The 17,773-nt window shown below is 42.7% G+C and carries 17 protein-coding genes; 10 read left to right on the top strand and 7 right to left on the bottom strand.

Going from position 1 to position 17,773, the window contains the following annotated elements:
• The first annotated feature begins 112 nt into the window (after positions 1–112).
• The 4 genes from murB (at position 113) to I3252_RS00500 (ending at position 3,515) form a co-directional block, all read left to right on the top strand.
• Positions 113–1,219, top strand: coding sequence for a UDP-N-acetylmuramate dehydrogenase (gene murB, locus I3252_RS00515; protein WP_238033980.1), 1,107 nt, complete (start codon positions 113–115; stop codon positions 1,217–1,219).
• On the top strand, positions 1,209–1,982 hold the full coding sequence (locus tag I3252_RS00510; protein ID WP_238033876.1) for a YdcF family protein: 774 nt from the start codon (positions 1,209–1,211) through the stop codon (positions 1,980–1,982). Before murB ends, I3252_RS00510 begins: the two co-directional genes overlap by 11 nt.
• Before the next feature lie 125 nt (positions 1,983–2,107).
• A complete protein-coding gene (gene ccoS, locus I3252_RS00505) occupies positions 2,108–2,404 on the top strand; it encodes a cbb3-type cytochrome oxidase assembly protein CcoS (RefSeq protein ID WP_238033875.1) in 297 nt (98 codons plus the stop codon).
• Between the two features lie 208 nt (positions 2,405–2,612).
• Complete coding sequence (locus I3252_RS00500; protein ID WP_238033874.1) at positions 2,613–3,515, top strand: sulfite exporter TauE/SafE family protein; 903 nt, start codon at positions 2,613–2,615, stop codon at positions 3,513–3,515.
• Positions 3,516–3,664: 149 nt separating this feature from the next.
• On the opposite strand, the gene I3252_RS00495 is transcribed toward I3252_RS00500, so the two are convergent.
• Positions 3,665–4,819, bottom strand: coding sequence for a DEAD/DEAH box helicase (locus I3252_RS00495; protein WP_045446437.1), 1,155 nt, complete (start codon positions 4,817–4,819; stop codon positions 3,665–3,667).
• Positions 4,820–5,108: 289 nt separating this feature from the next.
• Positions 5,109–5,324 (bottom strand): cold shock domain-containing protein, encoded by a 216-nt coding sequence (locus I3252_RS00490; protein WP_238033873.1) that lies wholly within the window; start codon positions 5,322–5,324, stop codon positions 5,109–5,111.
• Positions 5,325–5,801: 477 nt separating this feature from the next.
• Here I3252_RS00490 and aroQ point away from each other — a divergent pair, with 477 nt between their 5' ends.
• Positions 5,802–6,338 (top strand): type II 3-dehydroquinate dehydratase, encoded by a 537-nt coding sequence (gene aroQ / locus I3252_RS00485; protein WP_201601020.1) that lies wholly within the window; start codon positions 5,802–5,804, stop codon positions 6,336–6,338.
• A 134-nt stretch (positions 6,339–6,472) separates the two neighbouring features.
• Positions 6,473–7,774 carry an AarF/ABC1/UbiB kinase family protein gene (locus I3252_RS00480; protein ID WP_060491174.1) on the top strand — a complete coding sequence of 434 codons (1,302 nt, stop codon included), beginning with the start codon at positions 6,473–6,475 and terminating at the stop codon, positions 7,772–7,774.
• Positions 7,775–7,822: 48 nt separating this feature from the next.
• On the opposite strand, the gene I3252_RS00475 is transcribed toward I3252_RS00480, so the two are convergent.
• A complete protein-coding gene (locus tag I3252_RS00475; RefSeq protein ID WP_045446426.1) occupies positions 7,823–8,653 on the bottom strand; it encodes an ion transporter in 831 nt (276 codons plus the stop codon).
• 401 nt (positions 8,654–9,054) lie between these two features.
• Here I3252_RS00475 and I3252_RS00470 point away from each other — a divergent pair, with 401 nt between their 5' ends.
• Positions 9,055–9,804, top strand: a complete 750-nt coding sequence (locus I3252_RS00470) for a YebC/PmpR family DNA-binding transcriptional regulator (RefSeq protein ID WP_238033872.1) — start codon at positions 9,055–9,057, stop codon at positions 9,802–9,804.
• 101 nt (positions 9,805–9,905) lie between these two features.
• On the opposite strand, the gene I3252_RS00465 is transcribed toward I3252_RS00470, so the two are convergent.
• Both I3252_RS00465 and ftsY read right to left on the bottom strand, forming a co-directional pair.
• A complete protein-coding gene (locus I3252_RS00465) occupies positions 9,906–10,478 on the bottom strand; it encodes a methylated-DNA--[protein]-cysteine S-methyltransferase (protein ID WP_238033871.1) in 573 nt (190 codons plus the stop codon).
• A gap of 78 nt (positions 10,479–10,556) precedes the next feature.
• Positions 10,557–11,468: a signal recognition particle-docking protein FtsY gene (gene ftsY / locus I3252_RS00460; RefSeq protein WP_238033979.1), complete on the bottom strand. Its 912-nt coding sequence runs from the start codon at positions 11,466–11,468 to the stop codon at positions 10,557–10,559.
• Between the two features lie 872 nt (positions 11,469–12,340).
• On the opposite strand from ftsY, the gene I3252_RS00455 reads away from it, so the two are divergent.
• The 3 genes from I3252_RS00455 to I3252_RS00445 all read left to right on the top strand — a co-directional run bounded on the left by I3252_RS00455 (position 12,341) and on the right by I3252_RS00445 (position 15,724).
• Positions 12,341–12,505, top strand: coding sequence for a hypothetical protein (locus I3252_RS00455; protein ID WP_157908393.1), 165 nt, complete (start codon positions 12,341–12,343; stop codon positions 12,503–12,505).
• 84 nt (positions 12,506–12,589) lie between these two features.
• Positions 12,590–14,101: a pitrilysin family protein gene (locus I3252_RS00450; RefSeq protein WP_238033870.1), complete on the top strand. Its 1,512-nt coding sequence runs from the start codon at positions 12,590–12,592 to the stop codon at positions 14,099–14,101.
• A gap of 69 nt (positions 14,102–14,170) precedes the next feature.
• Positions 14,171–15,724, top strand: coding sequence for a pitrilysin family protein (locus I3252_RS00445; protein ID WP_201553770.1), 1,554 nt, complete (start codon positions 14,171–14,173; stop codon positions 15,722–15,724).
• A 154-nt stretch (positions 15,725–15,878) separates the two neighbouring features.
• On the opposite strand, the gene I3252_RS00440 is transcribed toward I3252_RS00445, so the two are convergent.
• Together I3252_RS00440 and I3252_RS00435 are read right to left on the bottom strand one after the other, a co-directional pair.
• Positions 15,879–16,454, bottom strand: coding sequence for a hypothetical protein (locus I3252_RS00440; protein WP_146192879.1), 576 nt, complete (start codon positions 16,452–16,454; stop codon positions 15,879–15,881).
• A 183-nt stretch (positions 16,455–16,637) separates the two neighbouring features.
• Entirely contained in the window at positions 16,638–17,582 is a 945-nt protein-coding gene (locus I3252_RS00435) for a D-Ala-D-Ala carboxypeptidase family metallohydrolase (protein ID WP_238033869.1), read from the bottom strand.
• Between the last annotated feature and the right edge of the window lie 191 nt (positions 17,583–17,773).

The following is a 17,773-nucleotide window of genomic DNA, read 5'->3' as shown; positions in this document are numbered from 1 at the left end:
CCTTTATGTCTTTCATCCTTTATAATAAACACTGTGTAATCCATTATCTATCTGCCACATGGGCTATGTTATGACCTCAGTTTCACGCTTGGATTCTAGTACTCAATTTGCCATGACCACTGATTTGCCAGCAGGCTTATTGACCCGTGAATTAGTCGATTTGTCACATGGTAATACCATGGCCTTAGCCTGTGTCGCGGATACTGTCGTGACACTGACGGCTGAAGCACAGCTTGACGATTTTATGGCAAATTATACAAAAGACATAGCGAAAAACAAGCCATTATTTGTGTTGTCTGGCGGTAGTAATGTGTTATTGCCAGCACATCTGAATGCTATCGTATTGCAGCCCCAAATGCGCGGCATCAGCCTAACCGCTCAGACAGATAGCCACGTCGATATCGCAGTAATGGCAGGCGAAAACTGGCATGACTTGGTTGTATATACGGTCAGTCAAGGTTGGTATGGGCTAGAAAATCTGGCACTAATTCCGGGGCTAACTGGCGCTGCACCCGTACAAAATATCGGTGCCTATGGCGTCCAACTAGAAGACTGCTTACAGTATGTACGAGCCTATCACTTACCCACTCAAACTTGGCATCATCTCACAGCCGCCGACTGCGAGTTTGGCTATCGTGACAGTGTTTTTAAACGTGCGCCTAATACTTGGTTAATCAGCTGTGTTGGATTCAGACTGCATACCGATGCAACCAAAATCCTAGCCAGCTATGGTGATGTACAAACCGTTGCACAACGCTATGCCGAACAAGACGATCGTACGCAGCCAGTGCCTGCGGATATCATGCAAGCGATTATTGATATTCGCCAACAGAAACTCCCTAATCCCAAGCAGCTGCCAAATTGTGGTAGCTTTTTTCAAAACCCCATTATTCCTCAATCGCACTTTATTGCTTTACAATCGACCTACCCTACTATCGTCGGCTACGCTATGCCTGATGCCATGATAAAGGTTGCGGCAGGCTGGTTGATTGAACAGACAGGCTTGAAAGGTGGTGGTATTGCACCGATTGTCACCCATCAGCAGCAAGCCTTGGTGCTGACCAATCATGCCCCTTATCACGCCACTCAAGATGATGTAGCAGATGCCCAACGACATATCGTCAATACGGTTTATGAAAAATTTGCGATTCAGTTAGCGCGTGAGCCAGTTTGGGTAAATGCTGACGGCTCTATTGGGTATGATGAGCATGTGGTCTAAGCGGCTATTATCTAAGCGACTATGGCGTTATTACTTGCGTTCAGCTGAGCGTATGATAAAGCTATTTCGTATTATTAATATTACCTTTTTACTTGGTTCAACGACTGTTATTTTAGTACTCATCAGCCTATTCACGCCGCTGTTCTCCCAAGCGATTGTTTATCTATTTACGCTTTTGCCATTGCCCAGCCTACCCTCTGCTGCCTTGAGTTCACCGCCTACCGCTTATGTGGTTTTAGGCGGCGGACTAACCAATGATCATGACAATCAGATTATTCTTAATAGCTACAGCCTCAACCGTGCCCGTACCGCTGCCAGCGCTTATCACGACTTACCCCTACCTATTGTACTAAGCGGTGCTGAAGCGCCGTGGCTCGGTCAATGGCTCATTGAGCATGGTATTGATGGGCTGATAAGTGAAAATGCCAGTATGAATACCTGCGAAAATGCGCGTTTTACCGCCAAACGTATTCCACTGCGTCATGTGTATCTCATTACTGACAGCTACCATATGGCACGTGCTCGTAGACAGTTTGCCTTAAACGGTATCAATAGCACACCACTTAGCGCCCCTTTACCAGTGAGCCGTGACTGGATGAAACCTGCGAAAAACTTAAGTCATTCTCGACGCGCTGTTTATGAGGTTGCCGCTTATTTACGCGATGTGATACGCCCTCAAATGAATTGTCGTCATGCCAACGATGTGACCTCACAGCAGCTGTTAACCCCTAGAGGTAACGCAGCAAAAAAACCTGACGAATAAAGTTAAATACAAGCAGGTAGCCAATTCAATATCTTTTAAGAACTTACCCTAATCACTACCGGTCATCCACTATACTTGTGATGAGTGTATAATAATAAAAGAAAATGCTATTTAAGAGAGTTACCATGCTCAGTATATTTTTGTTAATTCCATTAAGTCTCATGCTATTTGTGGTTGCCATCTGGGCGGTACGCTATGCTGTCAAATCAAACCAGTTTGAAGATTTGGACAATGCATCACAGCGCATCATATTGGATGATCGACAAGAGCGACGGCAAACCATACAGGCTCATGATTACTCAGCGCCTATTTCGCAAAATGACGATACCACAGCGACTAACATAATCGCTGATGATAAGGTGAGCCATCCTGATATAGAGTCAATTGATCATGCTGACCTTGATAAACAGCCAAAAATCTAGCATTGAGCCACCTTATCTATAGTAAAAGCTATTAAAAGTGTAAATATATGGCAACCGAGCGCAAATCGTACGACTTAGTACATTGAACAAGGTGAATGCCATAACCACTTATCAAGGCTTGTACTATCTGCGCAGCCTACTGTTAAGTGTTGGTTAAATGCCGATTTTATGTGTAGGTTTGCTTTTCATTTTTTAGGAGAATCGCCCCATGACCACCGCTTTACTTATTGCGGCACTACTAATGGGATTTTTTGGTTCACCGCATTGCTTAGGCATGTGTGGCGGTCTGGTGACAGCATTTGGGCTATCGATGAAAGACGTCAGCCCTACCAAGCGCCGTGCTCTTGTGGCAACTTACCATTTAGGTCGTTTGACCAGTTATGCATTTTTGGGTTTGATGGCAGGCCTGATTGGCACCACTGTGCTAGAACCCTTAATGAAAGGTAATAGTACGCCACGTATCTTGCTAGGCTTGGTGTTAGTGTTCGTCGGCGTGACCATGCTTGGCGCACCATTTTTAAAAAATCTTGAGCGTTTTGGTATGCGATTTTGGCAATATCTCAGCCCACTTCGTCAAAAAGTATTTCCACTCAATACCTTTCCGCGAGCATTAACGGCTGGATTGCTTTGGGGATTTTTGCCTTGCGGATTGGTTTACGGTGCATTATTGATTGCAGTAGTCGCTCACAATCCACTAAGCGGTGCTGCACTCATGTTTGTATTTGGCTTAGGAACAGTACCGATGCTAGTCGCCACACACGAAACCGTTGGCTGGTTACGTGACAAGATTGGACGTTTTCGCTTGAGACAGCTTAATGGCGCTGTCATGGTATTATCTGGCTTAGCCGTTGTGTTTGTCCCTATAGCAATGTCTAGCATGCATGGGGGGCATGATATGTCCAATATGCAAGGCGATCATATGCAAATGAGCGATTCACAAATGATGGATATGCCGATGAATACAAATATGGATCACAGCAGCCATAATATGATGCCAACTGATAACAGCACAACTCCCCAAGGTATGGATCATAGTATGCATGATATGAGTGATGGCGCGATCAACATGAACCACGATGAACATTCTGAAATGATGGAACAAGCTCAATAGAATCATCGATAATAGATATTGTTAAAATATAAAATCATTTAACATCAAAATCTGCCATATAAAAAAGCCCTTAACATCAATCATGACGTTGAGGGCTTTTATGATTCCAACAGCTATACACTATAGTAGAACTGACGGCTTATAAATCACTATTCTTGCCACTGCTCAAGGGTAAACTTAGTATCTAAATGCTTCTCTAGCGCTGGTATATTAAAAGCATCATCTTCACTCACAAAACTAATGCTGATGCCTGTTTGTCCAGCACGACCCGTACGGCCAATACGATGCACGTAATCATCTGGCTGATCAGGCAAAGTATAATTAACCACGTGGCTAACATCATCGACATGGATACCGCGTCCTGCGACATCAGTTGCCACCAAGACAGAAGCATGACCATCTTTAAAACGCTGTAAATACTTTTCGCGTTTTTGTTGAATGACATCGCCTGACAACATCACAATTTTATGCGCTTGACGCAGCTTATGATACAGGCGCTTGACTTGGTCTTTACGATTGGCAAAGACAATCACTTTATCCACTGCCGTATCACTGATAATACGCTGCAACGCTTCTAATTTTTGATCTTCTGTCAGTAAGTAAAAGTGCTGATCGACTAACTCACTGGTTTTATGTTCTGGCTCGATTTCAACAAACTGCGGCTCATGCAACCAGCGATAGGCTAAATTCATCACATCTTGGTTAAAGGTGGCAGAAAACAGTAAGCTTTGACGGTCTGTATTGGCTGGCATCCGACCAACCAAACGCTTGATGTCAGGGATAAAACCCATATCCAGCATGCGATCTGCTTCATCTAACACCAGTACTTCCACTCGATCTAAATAGACCATGCCTTTATTGGCAAGATCAATCAAACGACCAGGTGTCGCTACTAAAATATCGACATATTGACGCTCAAGCTCATGCTGCTGAGTCTCATAATTGGTGCCACCCATGATACAAACACTGTGTAGCGAAGTATATTTGGTCAAAGCGATACAATCATCAAATATTTGCTGAGCAAGCTCGCGAGTGGGTGCCATGACCACTGCGCGCGGCTCACCCAAATAACGCTCTTCATCATTGGTAAAAGGACGCTTGAGTAATGCCTCCATAATAGTCAATAGAAAGGTTGCCGTCTTACCAGTACCCGTCTGCGCCTGTCCAATAGCATCTTGATTTGCCAACGTATGCGGTAATATTTGTGCTTGAATGGGCGTTAATGCCGTAAAACCTAGATCGCTTACGGCACGTAAGGTCGGTGCTGAAAGTGGCAAATCAGTAAACGTGGTAAAATTACTCAAAAAAATATCCTTTTAAATTAATCACTTGTTCATTACTAATAATAAGTAGACTCATGATAAATAGGCTCATGATAACCCGTTATATTGCTATCTAAATTAAGCAGCAACAATATGAAATCTATATATAGCTGACTGAGATACGGGCATAAAAAAAGCCAAGCCTAACGCCTAATCCCACCAAACATGCTGATTTTGACTCAACATGGGTAAGATAAAACGGGCTTGACTCAGTAGTATATCAGTAGTGTCTACAGACATTATAGCTAAACCGCTCTAATGACTGGATAGATTACTCTTCTACTTTGCTGACTTCTTCAGCTTGAAGGCCTTTATCACCTTCTACCACACTGAATTCGACCTTTTCGCCATCTTTTAGAGAACGATAGCCATCACCTTGAATCGCGCGGAAATGGACAAAAATATCTTCTCCGCTGTCACGTTGAATGAAGCCAAAGCCTTTTGAGTCATTAAACCACTTAACGATACCTTGCTCACGAGCTGACATAATATTGCTTCCTAAAAAAGTCCGCTTAGCCCCAAATTCCTTTGCAACATTGCATATAAACGGGATCTAAGATGATGAAATCAAAAACTTAAGAGTACTATCCTCACTATTATCACCTACATACCGCATCTATAGCAAATAATGGTATGTAGCAACACAGTGAGTATTTACAAACATAACGACTGCCTTACTGATTGCTCTACTTCGGCAGTAGCAACAAACTTGCAATAATTATTGCATAAAAAATATCATAGCACGGGTTTTTAGCAACATAAAGACTTTTAACATGATTTTTTAGCTTTAGCTTTATTTTTCATGTAATTTTTTTATAACCTCGCCATCAAGCTGTTATCATAAAGAGAAAGGTTTGATTAAACTGTGCAATTTTACGCTTATGCCATTTCATGCTTATACAGTATATAAACCTTATAACAAATAATAAATCCTCAACCTCGTTTCATCTTTATAGAGACCATTATGACCTCTCCTTCTCAGTCTATACCAACCGTCACACCTTCGAAGCAAAATGCCGATAAAACACTCACTCATAAGTTGTTGCTCGTTAATGGGGTCAATTTGAATTTATTGGGTAAGCGCGAACCTGAGATTTATGGTCATACGACACTGGCAGATATCGAGGAACGTCTGATCGCACGCGCAGCTCAGCACGGTATTGAATTGATATGTATACAATCCAATCATGAAGGTAAACTGATAGATGACATCCAATATCATGGACTTTTAGTGGAGACAGCGCTGCAAGTCGATGCCATTATCATTAACCCCGCCGCCTTTACTCATACCTCGGTTGCGTTACGTGATGCGCTCTTGGCCACACAAAAACCGTTTATCGAGGTACACTTATCCAATGTGCACGCGCGCGAACCTTTTCGCCATCATTCTTATCTAAGCGATATCGCCGTCGGTGTTATTTGTGGTCTGGGGCATCTGGGTTATCAAATGGCATTGTCCTACTGGCTTGATAGCCTCTACTCTGTCACAATCAGCGATTAATGCTTAATCCTGATTACCGAAAATCATGAATTGTATAACTATGCTTTATCAATAGCACACGAGTTAAACAGCAATTGTTTGACTAAAATACTAAAATTATGACTGAGCAAACAACCCACTACATGGTGATATGAATGGCAAAATCGTCTGGAAAGCGCTTTATGAAATTGGCTGGCATGACAGCAAGCATTGCCGGCAAAGCAGCTAAAAACTCATTTAAGCACCTCTCAAGTGACGAAGAAAAACGTTTGCAAGCACGCTCAGAGCTGATGCAAGATGTGGGCATTCAGATAGCCGAAACGTTGGGTGAAATGAAAGGCGCGGTGATGAAAGTCGGGCAAATTGCCTCGCAATATAAAGACGTGTTCCCACCAGAAGTAGCGACAGCGTTAGAAAAACTACAAAAAGATGCGCCGCCCATGCCCTATGCGCAGATACGTGCACAAATTGAGCGCGAGCTTAAAGCACCTGTTGCAGAATTATTTAGCGAATTTGAAGAAACACCGTTTGCGGCGGCTTCCATCGGTCAAGTGCATAAAGCCGTTTTGCCATCTGGTCAAAAAGTGGTGGTTAAAGTTCAATATCCTGATGTCGATGAAAACTGTGATAGTGATCTCAAACAAGTACGCATGGCACTGAAAATCGCGGGTGTGCTCAATATGAGCAAACAATTGCAAGAGCAACTATTCAACGAGATTCGCCAAAGTTTACATGATGAATTGGACTATATTAAAGAAGCGCATAACTTGCGAGTGTTTGGCGCATTTCATGCAGAAGACAAAGGTCTTATTATCCCTAAAGTCATTAGCAGCCACTCTTCTAAACGGATTTTAACCTTAACAGAAGAGATGGGAGAAACCCTAACCGTCGCGGCGACTTGGGACAATGACATCAAACAACACATAGCCAAGCGCCTGTTCCACTTTACCGCAGGACAACTATTTGGCTTATACCGTATGCACTGTGATCCACATCCCGGCAACTTTGCCTTTCGCAAAGATGGCAGTGTGGTGGCTTATGATTTTGGCGGCATTCGTAGCTATAGTGACAGCGAAGTTCAATTGTTCCGCCGTTTTGCCAAGCATGCCATTAAAGGAGATGTGACTGCCCTTGAGCAGGACCTCATCGCTCTTGATATTCGCCGTGATGACGATAAAAATATCCCCGGAGAGTTTTATGAGAAATGGCTATCCATTGGGCTAAAGCCTCTGTCTATTCAACCTTATCAACAAGGCGCTTTTGATTTTGCTCAAAGTCAGGTTCATCACGAAGTCATTGCTCAAATGCGGACGTCGTTGAAGTACTTTGGTCAATTCCAACCTTCTGCAACCACCATGATGCTAGATCGCACAGTGTCAGGACAATACTGGAACTTGGTCAACCTCGGTGTTGAGATTGACTTATCACCGCTCGTTAGTGAATATATTGATGTATAACGATATAAAATATAAAGTGTTAAAAAAGCAGACAACGCACAAACACGGCTAAATATGCAAAGCGTGTCCACAACGATCACAGAATTCTGCTGCAATGGCATGACCGAATTTGCCACAATTAGGACAGGTGACGGGATTGAGTTGTGGACGCATATTACGTGCCAGCTCAGAAGTAAAAATCCCCGTTGGCACTGCAATGATCGAATAACCCGTAATCATGACCATGCTCGCAATCGCTTGACCTAGCGGTGTTTTGGGTGACATATCACCGTAACCGACCGTGGTCATGGTGACGACTGCCCAGTAGATAGACAGTGGAATACTGGTAAAGCCATTTTCAGGGCCTTCTACCACGTAAATAATCGAGCCGAAAATCGTGACCAATAATACCAGCGACAAAAAGAATACCGTGATTTTTTGCTGACTGGTTTTAAGCGCCGAGGCCAAAAATCCCGCTTGTTGCATATAAGCTTTGAGCTTGAGTACGCGAAACACACGTAAAATACGCAAAACCCGTATCACTAATAGATACTGTACCCCCACAAACATAAGGCTTAGGTAACTTGGTAGCACAGACAATAAATCGACTACCCCAAAAAAACTAAAGACGTAACGCACGCGGTTGGGTGCTGAAAACAACCTGAGCGCATACTCTATCGTGAATAAAATGGTAAAAAACCATTCAGCATAAAAGAATATAGTGCCATATTGCAGGCGCATGTATAGCACACTGTCAAGCATGACCACAGCCACACTGGTCAAAATCGCAATCAATAATACAATATCAAAAAGTTTACCCAAACGGGTATCTGTGCCTTCAATAATAATATGAATGCGGTTGCGCAGGTGGGTAATGGCTTCAGCCGTCGGTTGCTTCATATAGTCAGTAGTATCGAGTCAGTAGCGATATAAAATTAATGGCTTGATGGCAACCAATGATTTAAAATACGCTGGATAAGGCCAAGTTAGTCAAAATAGATAAAATTGGTTTATAATATTGCTCACAGGTCACATGTGAATACAATCACTAAGTTGCCACAGTGTAGCAAAAAAGCACTCTCAACAAAATACAAATCGTTAACGTGTCGGTAGCTCTGTTACTTCAAAGAGATAGTGCAAGCTATATTATAGAAACAGGTGATCTGAGGTGTGTCATCATGCAGATTGAAGAATCTTAAAATGTATAAATACGCTCATTCATGACACACTCATAGTGAAAGATTGTTATTAAACACTTGTTTTAAGCACAATAAATAATACGCAAAACTTAAGGATGTTATATGGCAGGCCATTCAAAATGGGCAAATATTAAACACCGTAAAGCCCGTCAGGATGCGGTAAAAGGTAAAGTATTCACTAAAATTATTCGTGAAATTGTCTCTGCTGCCAAGCAAGGTGATCCTGACCCTAACAAGAATCCGCGCCTACGTGCTGTCATTGAAAAAGCCCTGTCTGTCAACATGACACGAGACACCATCAACCGTGCAGTAGCTCGTGGTACAGGCGGTGATGACAATGACAATATGGACGAAGTAAGCTATGAAGGCTATGGTATCGGCGGCGTTGCAGTACTTGTCGAAACCTTGACTGACAATCTTAACCGAACAGTCAGTGAAGTACGCCACGCCTTTACCAAAAATGAAGGCAATCTGGGTACTACTGGCTCGGTCGCTTATCTATTTAATAAGCGCGGTGAAATCATCTTTAATGATACAAGTCTAGAAGATGAAGTCATGCTAGTGGCATTAGATGCAGGCGCGCTTGATATCGAGAATGATGGTGACAGCTTACTCGTCATCACTGAATGGGAAAATTTCGGTCATGTTAAAGATGCGCTTAATGCTGCAGGTTTGGTCTCTGATAATGCTGAAGTGACCATGGCACCGTCTACCAGTGCTGAAATAGACAATGTCGATGATGCACTAAAAGTCATGAAAATGATTGATATGTTAGAAGATATTGATGATGTGCAAGAGGTTTATAGCAACGTGAACTTTTCTTCTGACGTAATGACCCAGCTCGAGCAATAGTTTTATCCAGTAAGCCTTTATGTCTCACACATCAAAAAGCCAAACGTTTAAAACGTTTGGCTTTTTTTGTTTAGCAATATGTGACGAACGCTTCGCTCCTACTAAGTTTTGCAAGTGACACCTTCGAGAGCTAGCAAGTATGTTTTCTTATCTAGTCCACCTGTATAGCCACCAAGCTTGCCATCGCTAGCAATGACACGATGACACGGAACAATAATGCTAAAAGGGTTTTTACTATTAGCATTAGCAACCGCGCGAAACCCTTTGGGACTATCGACATTTTGTGCCAGTGTCGCATAGCTTATTGTTTCGCCATAGCCAATATCTTGTAACGCTTGCCAAACTCGTTGCTGAAACTTGGTTCCTAAGCTGATATCTAATGGCAAATCGAATGCCTGACGATCACCTTTAAAATACGATTTTAATTGTGCTATAGTCTCTATGAGTAGCGCTTGGGCAGGCTCATTTTCGCTTAGGCTGTCCTCATTGATAAACGTAAAGCTCTGATCGTCAATACCATAATGCTTTTTAAGTTTAGGAATAGATTTTGAGCTGTGCCAAGAGTCACCCGCTTGCAGCCAGTTGACTTCTACCAGCTTAGGACGACTATGCTCATTGACACTCGCAATTAACGTTAGCTGGCGTGCTCCAAAAGCGGCTGTGGTGACTATCATGATGCTTCCTTTCAAATGATGATATTTTCAAAAATCGTTCATCGACTAAAATGATCTATTAAAACAACCTATCGAGCGCTACTCTTTATCATCGGTCTCAAATAATGCGGCGACAAATTGTTTTGGACTAAAGGCACGTAAATCATCAATCGACTCACCGACACCAATATAACGAATAGGAACATCCGTCGTTTCAGCAATATTAAAGACTACGCCACCTTTTGCTGTGCCATCTAGTTTGGTAATGGTAATACCCGTTAATGGTACGACTTTGTTAAAGAGTTCTACTTGATTAATCGCATTTTGACCGGTGCCGGCATCAAGCACAATCATACCTTCGTGCGGTGCGCTTGGATCAGCTTTACGCATGACGCGTACCACTTTTTCAAGCTCTGCCATTAGGTGGGTTTTATTTTGCAAACGCCCAGCAGTATCAGCGATTAATACATCGATATTTTTTGCTTTGGCAGACTGCATGGCATCAAAGATAACAGAGGCACTATCAGAGCCGTGACCTTGAGCGACGACTGGAATGTTATTACGCTCACCCCAAATTTGCAGCTGTTCAGTAGCAGCGGCACGGAAGGTATCGCCAGCAGCCAGCATAACGGATTTACCTTCGCCTTGTAGACGCTTGGCAAGTTTACCAATCGTCGTGGTTTTACCGACACCGTTGACACCCACAACTAAAATCACAAAAGGTTTTTTGCTGGTATCAATAATGAGTGGTGCGACTTTTGGCGTTAAAATCTCAACCAATTCAGTTTGCAACGCTTTATATAATGAATGCGCATAAATCAAATCACCACGGTCTGTCTGCTCGGTCAGACTTTTGATAATACGATTGGTCGCGTTGACACCGATATCGGCCACCAATAACTGATCTTCAACTTCTTCCAATAGCTCATCATCAATCTCTTTGCCACCGATCAGGATGCTGACCATACCTTCGGCAAGATTTTTACGCGACTTACTTAGCCCCGTTTTCATGCGGTTAAACCAGCTGCCTTTTTTCTTGTTTTCTTGCAGCTCTGTAGATTCGATTTCTGCTTGAGTGGTCGCTTGTACCGCACTACTCGCAGGACTGACATTTGGGCTATCGCCAAGTTGCTCTTGTAATGGCATGGTTGGGGCAGTAGAAATAGTGCTAAGCTTAGTATCAATATTTTTATTATTATTTTTATTGTTATCAGTTGAGGAAGCGCTTATAAAGCTTTCAGAGGCGTTTTTAGACGTGCTTTGCTCTTCTGTCCTCACAATTGGCGCACCCAAAGCAATGTTTTGTGCCGCATCAGCACTTGAGACATCTTTGTTTATCGTGCTGTCTTTTTGCTGATCTTCGATGCTTTTATCTTTGGGCGCTTGGATAGAGCCTGCATCTTCCTTCTCATCGATAATGGGCACAGATTGCGAAGGCAGACTGGGTAAGGTAATATCATCGTCATCTAAGTCATCAAGATTGCCATCGAGATTAATGATTACACGACTGCTATTATTGGAGTTATTCATAAGCTTGCCCTAAAAGTTATCACGGTCAGTTATTTGATTATTTTAAATGGGTTGGTATGTAGTCATGTTTTTGCCATGGGTCATGACACACGGGAGTCAATTTTTAGCCTAGTTTATCATAATTCGAGTTGTGCTCAGACCTTACCATCATAGCCTATCGTCAATTTTTGCAAATCTGGCAAGTCATACCATCTATTTAGAAAGTTTCGCTTAAGATTTGGCAACAAAAATCTGACCTTACACATGCTAAACTTCGCCTACTCTACCAGAGTTTATTGTAGAACAAGCCTTATTCCAAAACTTACCAATTACTTCACTATCGCTCACTCAACCCTCATTTTTAGGAATTATCTATGCCATCACTATCTAATACTGACAAAACGTACGGTAAAAAAGCAATCAGCATCAGCGCAGCTTTATTAGTAGCGACACTGGTACTATCCGCGACAGGCTGTAATACCACCCAAGAATTTAAGCCAACAGCCAGTGTGATGGTTGGGGCACATAAATCTTTATAAAACCTGCTATCTATCGCTAATATTGAGAGTGTTCTAACCACTGATCAATTTACAAGTTGCCATTTTATATAAGTAGAATATACCATGCCACTGCCTTTATCATCGTCGCCCTTACCTACCGCCTCTCTACGTCTTGCATGTGCCTTAGCAATAGCAACGACTCTTGCTGCTTGCCAAACCAGTACTATCAACGCCAACACATTGTCGACTGCTCAGAAGCCAGTCATTCAAAATACCTTGGGTAAAGATGAGCTAAACACAGCTAAATCAGGTCAGGACATTCAGCCCTCATCAGCATTGACCATGGATATGTCAGGTCGACACGAATATCAATTAGAAAATGGTCTAAAGGTAGTGGTAAAAGAAGACCATCGCGCACCTGTGGTAATGACTCAAATCTGGTATCGAGTTGGGTCAGCAGATGAGCCACTGGATAAAGGGGGCATCTCACATTTGCTTGAGCATATGATGTTTAAAGGCACTACTAACGTTTCGAGCGACGACTATGAGCGCTTGATTGCTAAATTTGGCGGCGTCAATAATGCGTTTACCAGCTACGACTATACGGGCTATTACGAGCTATTCCCTGCCAACCGCTTTCCTTTAGCACTAGAGCTAGAAGCGGATCGTATGAAAAACCTACTGTTTAATGAGCAGGAATTTACCAAAGAGCACCAAGTTGTCATGGAGGAGCGCCGCCAACGCACTGATGATAATCCACTTGCCAAGGCTTATGAGTCATTTCGCTTATTGGCGCTTCCGAATAGTCCAAAAGGCGAATCCGTTATTGGTCCGATGGATGAGCTTGAATCCATTACCCTTACAGATTTAAAAGACTGGTATAAAACATGGTACGCACCAAACAATGCAACGTTAGTCATCGTTGGCGACGTTAAACCGCAAGAGGTGTTGGCTCAAGTCAAACGTTACTTTGGTGAGCTAACACCAAGCGATCTACCTAAACGTCCTGCCGTCAGTCAAAAAGGCTTCCGTGGCTATCAGAAAGTTGACTCCGAGCAAGCCGTACAAGTGCCAGTATTATTAATGGGTTACAACGTACCCAGTCTCGTCACTGCTGGTGCAGCTAATGAAAAACAAGCTTATGCGCTCTCACTGGCTCAAGATGTATTAGACGGTGGTCTCTCTGCCCGCCTTGAGAGTCGATTGATACGCGAGCAAGGTCTGCTGACCACGGTGGGCACTTCATATGACTTGCTAGATCGTGGCGATGGACTGTTTTTGATACAAGCGACTCCACGTGAAGGTGTCAGCTTAGAGCAAGCACAACAAGCCATTATGGCTGAAATAGAAAAGCTTAAAACCGATCCCATCGCTGCCGATGAAATCGAGCGTGCCAAAACCAATACGGTCACAGGGCTCGTCTATGCGCAAGACAGTATGGAAGGTCAGGCGCAGATGATTGGCTCATTACAGTCTATCGGTCTCGACGATACGCTGCTTGCTGAATTGCCAACCAAACTCGATAACGTGACGATTGCTGACATACAAGCTGCTAGCAAAAAATATTTGGTAAAGGACAATTTAACAGTGATGCATGTCATCCCACCTAAAGACCAAGCAGCGACAGAGAAATAATCGTGCCGTGTTAGCTCTTTATTCGATACAAGCGCCAATCATAAAGACCTTATTTATAAGAAGAAAACCATGACTCAAAATAGTGATTTGTTGCAAAATAGAAAAAAAGTGTGCAGCTCAATACCCTCAGCAACCGCCACCATGCAAAAACTGTCGCATCTTAGTGTTGGCATCTTGCTAGGTCTAACAACGTTGACGATGACAGCACAAGCAAACACAACAGGTGCTGAAGAATATCGTGGCTCTGCGGCAGTGGATACCAGCGCACCGATTGCTGCATTATCAAAGCTAACCAGCCTTGACGATGATAAACCGTTAACCGTTACCATCCCAACGATTCAGCAGTTCAAAACCAAGGCAGGCGTTCCCGTACGTTTTGTACAAACAACAGCCTTACCGATTGTCGATATCGACTTGCGTTTTAACGCTGGTAGCGCCCGTGATGGCAGTATTAGTAACACAGGTTTTGGTATTGCTAATATGACTGCCACTATGTTGACGCAAGGCTCTAAACGCTTAGACGAAAATGAATTTACTCGTGCTGTCGAAACCTTGGGCATCAATCTAAACAGTAGTGCTTATAAAGACATGTTTATTGTCTCGCTACGTAGCTTATCTGATGATAAGCATTTACTTCCAGCCGTTGATTTAATGACTCAGATGCTCAGCGAACCCGCTTTTGACGACAGCATCCTAGCACGTAATAAAGCACGATTATTGGTTGGTTTGCAGCAGCAAAAACAAGATCCCAACAGCCTTGCTAGCATCGCATTTAGCGAAGCATTGTATGGCGAGCATCCTTACGCCCATCCATCAGCGGGTACACTTGAAAGCGTTCCTACTATCGAAAAGCAACAGCTAATAGATTTCAAAAACCGCTATTTGGTCGCAGCAAATGCCTCTGTTGCCATCACTGGTAATCTAACCTTAGAGCAAGCAAAAAAACTGGCTGAAGATATCACTAGCAAATTACCGAAGGGTCAGCCTGCAACTGAGCTGCCTGAACCAAAACCACTGAGCCAAGCAAAGCACATTCATATCCCCTTTCCAAGTACTCAAACCACCGTACTCATGGGACAATTGGGAGATAAGCGTGCCACCGATCCCCAGTCTCAGCAGAAGCAAACCAATTTTGCGGTTGGTAATGAGGTACTTGCGGGCGGTGATTTTAATGCGCGACTCATGACTGAGATTAGACAAAACTTGGGCTACACTTATGGCATATCAGGCTCTATGAATCCCATGCTGGCACGAGGACCATACCAAATCGGTTTTTCAACGCGCAATGATAAGGCGCGCGCGGCCATTGATGCCAGCTTAGACGTTATCAATGACACTTTAGAAAAAGGTATCACCAGCACTGAGATGCGCTTAACGACGGACAATCTTAAAAATAGCTTTCCGATGGGTTTTGCGAGCAATGCAGGAATTAATGGCTTACTTGGGATGATGAATTTTTATCAATTACCAAACAGCTATCTGACTGATTATGTCAAACGTGTTGATCAAGTAAAGCTATCAGAAGTCAATCAAACCATGCGTGATACCCTTAAACCTGATGATTTCCTGATTGTCACCGTTGGACAAGAGAATCCTTGGAAAGATAAAAAGACCAATAAATAGCCGCACAAAGAAATGCTGGGCAACACTATTTAGTATTGCCCAGCATTTCTTTATAGGTTGGCACTCTTTATGAGTCTTAATAAATTATGAGTAGCACTGTTTATGAGTGGTACTAAAAGTAGATAGTGGGTTGTCCATACAAAAAATAATGCTCTTAACCAGAAATAGTCACTGCCACGTCATACATGAAATTTTCAGGCTTATAAGTTGCACCATTATAGGTCAATCGAATCACGTGCTTGTCATAAGAGTCTACTTGATAATCACCATTGGCGAAGTCATGCAGCGCTGGGACTATGAGTAGTGCTTCAATTTGACTGTCGTTAATGCTAACCGAGATCTGCTGACCACTGCGTGGGTATAAAAAATAATCACAATGATTATTCACCATCACTTCTGCAGTACGCTCAACGACCTGACTGCCTATTTCTTCTTGTATGAGTTTTGGACAGATATCTGAGCGCTTTGAAGCCAGCCGAGCGTAAGAGTTCTTAATATTATCTTCAATATCTTCAACGTCCTGTAAGTTTCTGTCAGGATCAGTAGCGGAATCTTCTGCCGTTAGAGAGCCTTGTTCAGAAAACGTTTCTGGGCTACAAGCACTGATCAATAAAAGAGAGAGCAAGACCGAACCAAACAAAGCTATATACGTGTTATTTGATTGCAAAAATGCTTTTTTTGGCTTATCAGACTTATGTATCTTCACCATCGTTGAATACCGCTTCTTCATAAATCCTACTTACAATAGACGCTATGTGATTTCATAAACTAAATGATCATTAACCATAGTTTTTTAATACTAAACTATTCATCATTTAGCGCTGCCTTTCATCAGTATTATTATAGCGCTTTTACTCTACTTTAATTCGCTCTGGTTTATATTTATTTGGTTTTTTGATAGATCATAAATGACTTAATAGCGGCACGAAGATGAGCTGCTGGCATGATTAAAGCCCCATTTACGATAACCATCCGTGTCTAGATGTATCGCACCCGTAGCATATAGCCCTAAACCAAAATTATGAGATTGACCCTGATATTGCCAAAACTGGCATAGGCCATCTTGCATCGTACTGAGCCGCCATAAGTTATCTTCATACTCTGGTACCCAGATGTCGATAGCACTGGCATTCATATGCTTGCTACTATCGGCGCCACCTGCACAGTCATTAAGACCAGGACTGCGATATACCGAGCGTATTTCACTACTGATGGGTAGAATTCCTTGATGCTTCAATTCGCCGTATAAACGTAATGTTGGGACGATATTTGCCCATAACTCTTGCGGTGGCAACTGATAAGGCTCATAACCACATTTGCTCCAGCTTCGCGCTGTTGTGAGCAACTGCGACATAGGCGGTACATTGTGTACCCCTACCCGCGAATTTAAGTAGCGTTGAAAATCTGCTACTTGCCTAGCACGGTAGCTATTGCTATTCAACCACGCGTTAAAATCCATACTAATAGAATCAGTATAAGTACTATTGTAAGTATTATTCGCAGTGCTGTAGCTGTTATTACTGTAAGTTGTATTATAAGCAGGCGCGCGCCGATTGACATTCATGCGCTTATTTTCTTCAATAGACAGACTGTCATCGAAATCAAAATCACGCTGCTTTTGAGCAATCAATCCTTGCATGCTATCGCCACTCAGCATGGTAACGCCAGAATTATAGCTTGTAGTATTCGTCGAAGGTCTGATGTGAGCGTTACTGCTACTACCCTGACGTACTTGGATACGGCGCTCACTATTATCGCTGATAATAGCGGCATGAACAGAGATGCTACTGGCACACATGAGTAGTGCAAGCATAGGCTTGTGAATCTGCCTATAAGGATATTTTTTTGTATTGGTCATTGCAACAAGCTACCGCTAAAAACGTTTTATCGATACTATCAAATTTTCAGCAAGCAAGCTAAACTATCGCCTCTAATCAGAGGCGTGTTATTGGTAATTAACACTTATCCTTATAATTTTTATAATTATGTGACTTTATTTCTTATGTGTTACTTTATCTACGATATTTTACTTGCATAGATATAGATATG

Origin of the sequence: Psychrobacter sp. Ps4 (assembly GCF_022129285.1) — a bacterium.
In the GTDB taxonomy this organism is placed as follows: Bacteria; Pseudomonadota; Gammaproteobacteria; order Pseudomonadales; family Moraxellaceae; genus Psychrobacter; species Psychrobacter immobilis_A.
Note: the sequence above shows the minus strand (reverse complement) of the source record. Positions and strands in the feature narration are given on the sequence as shown.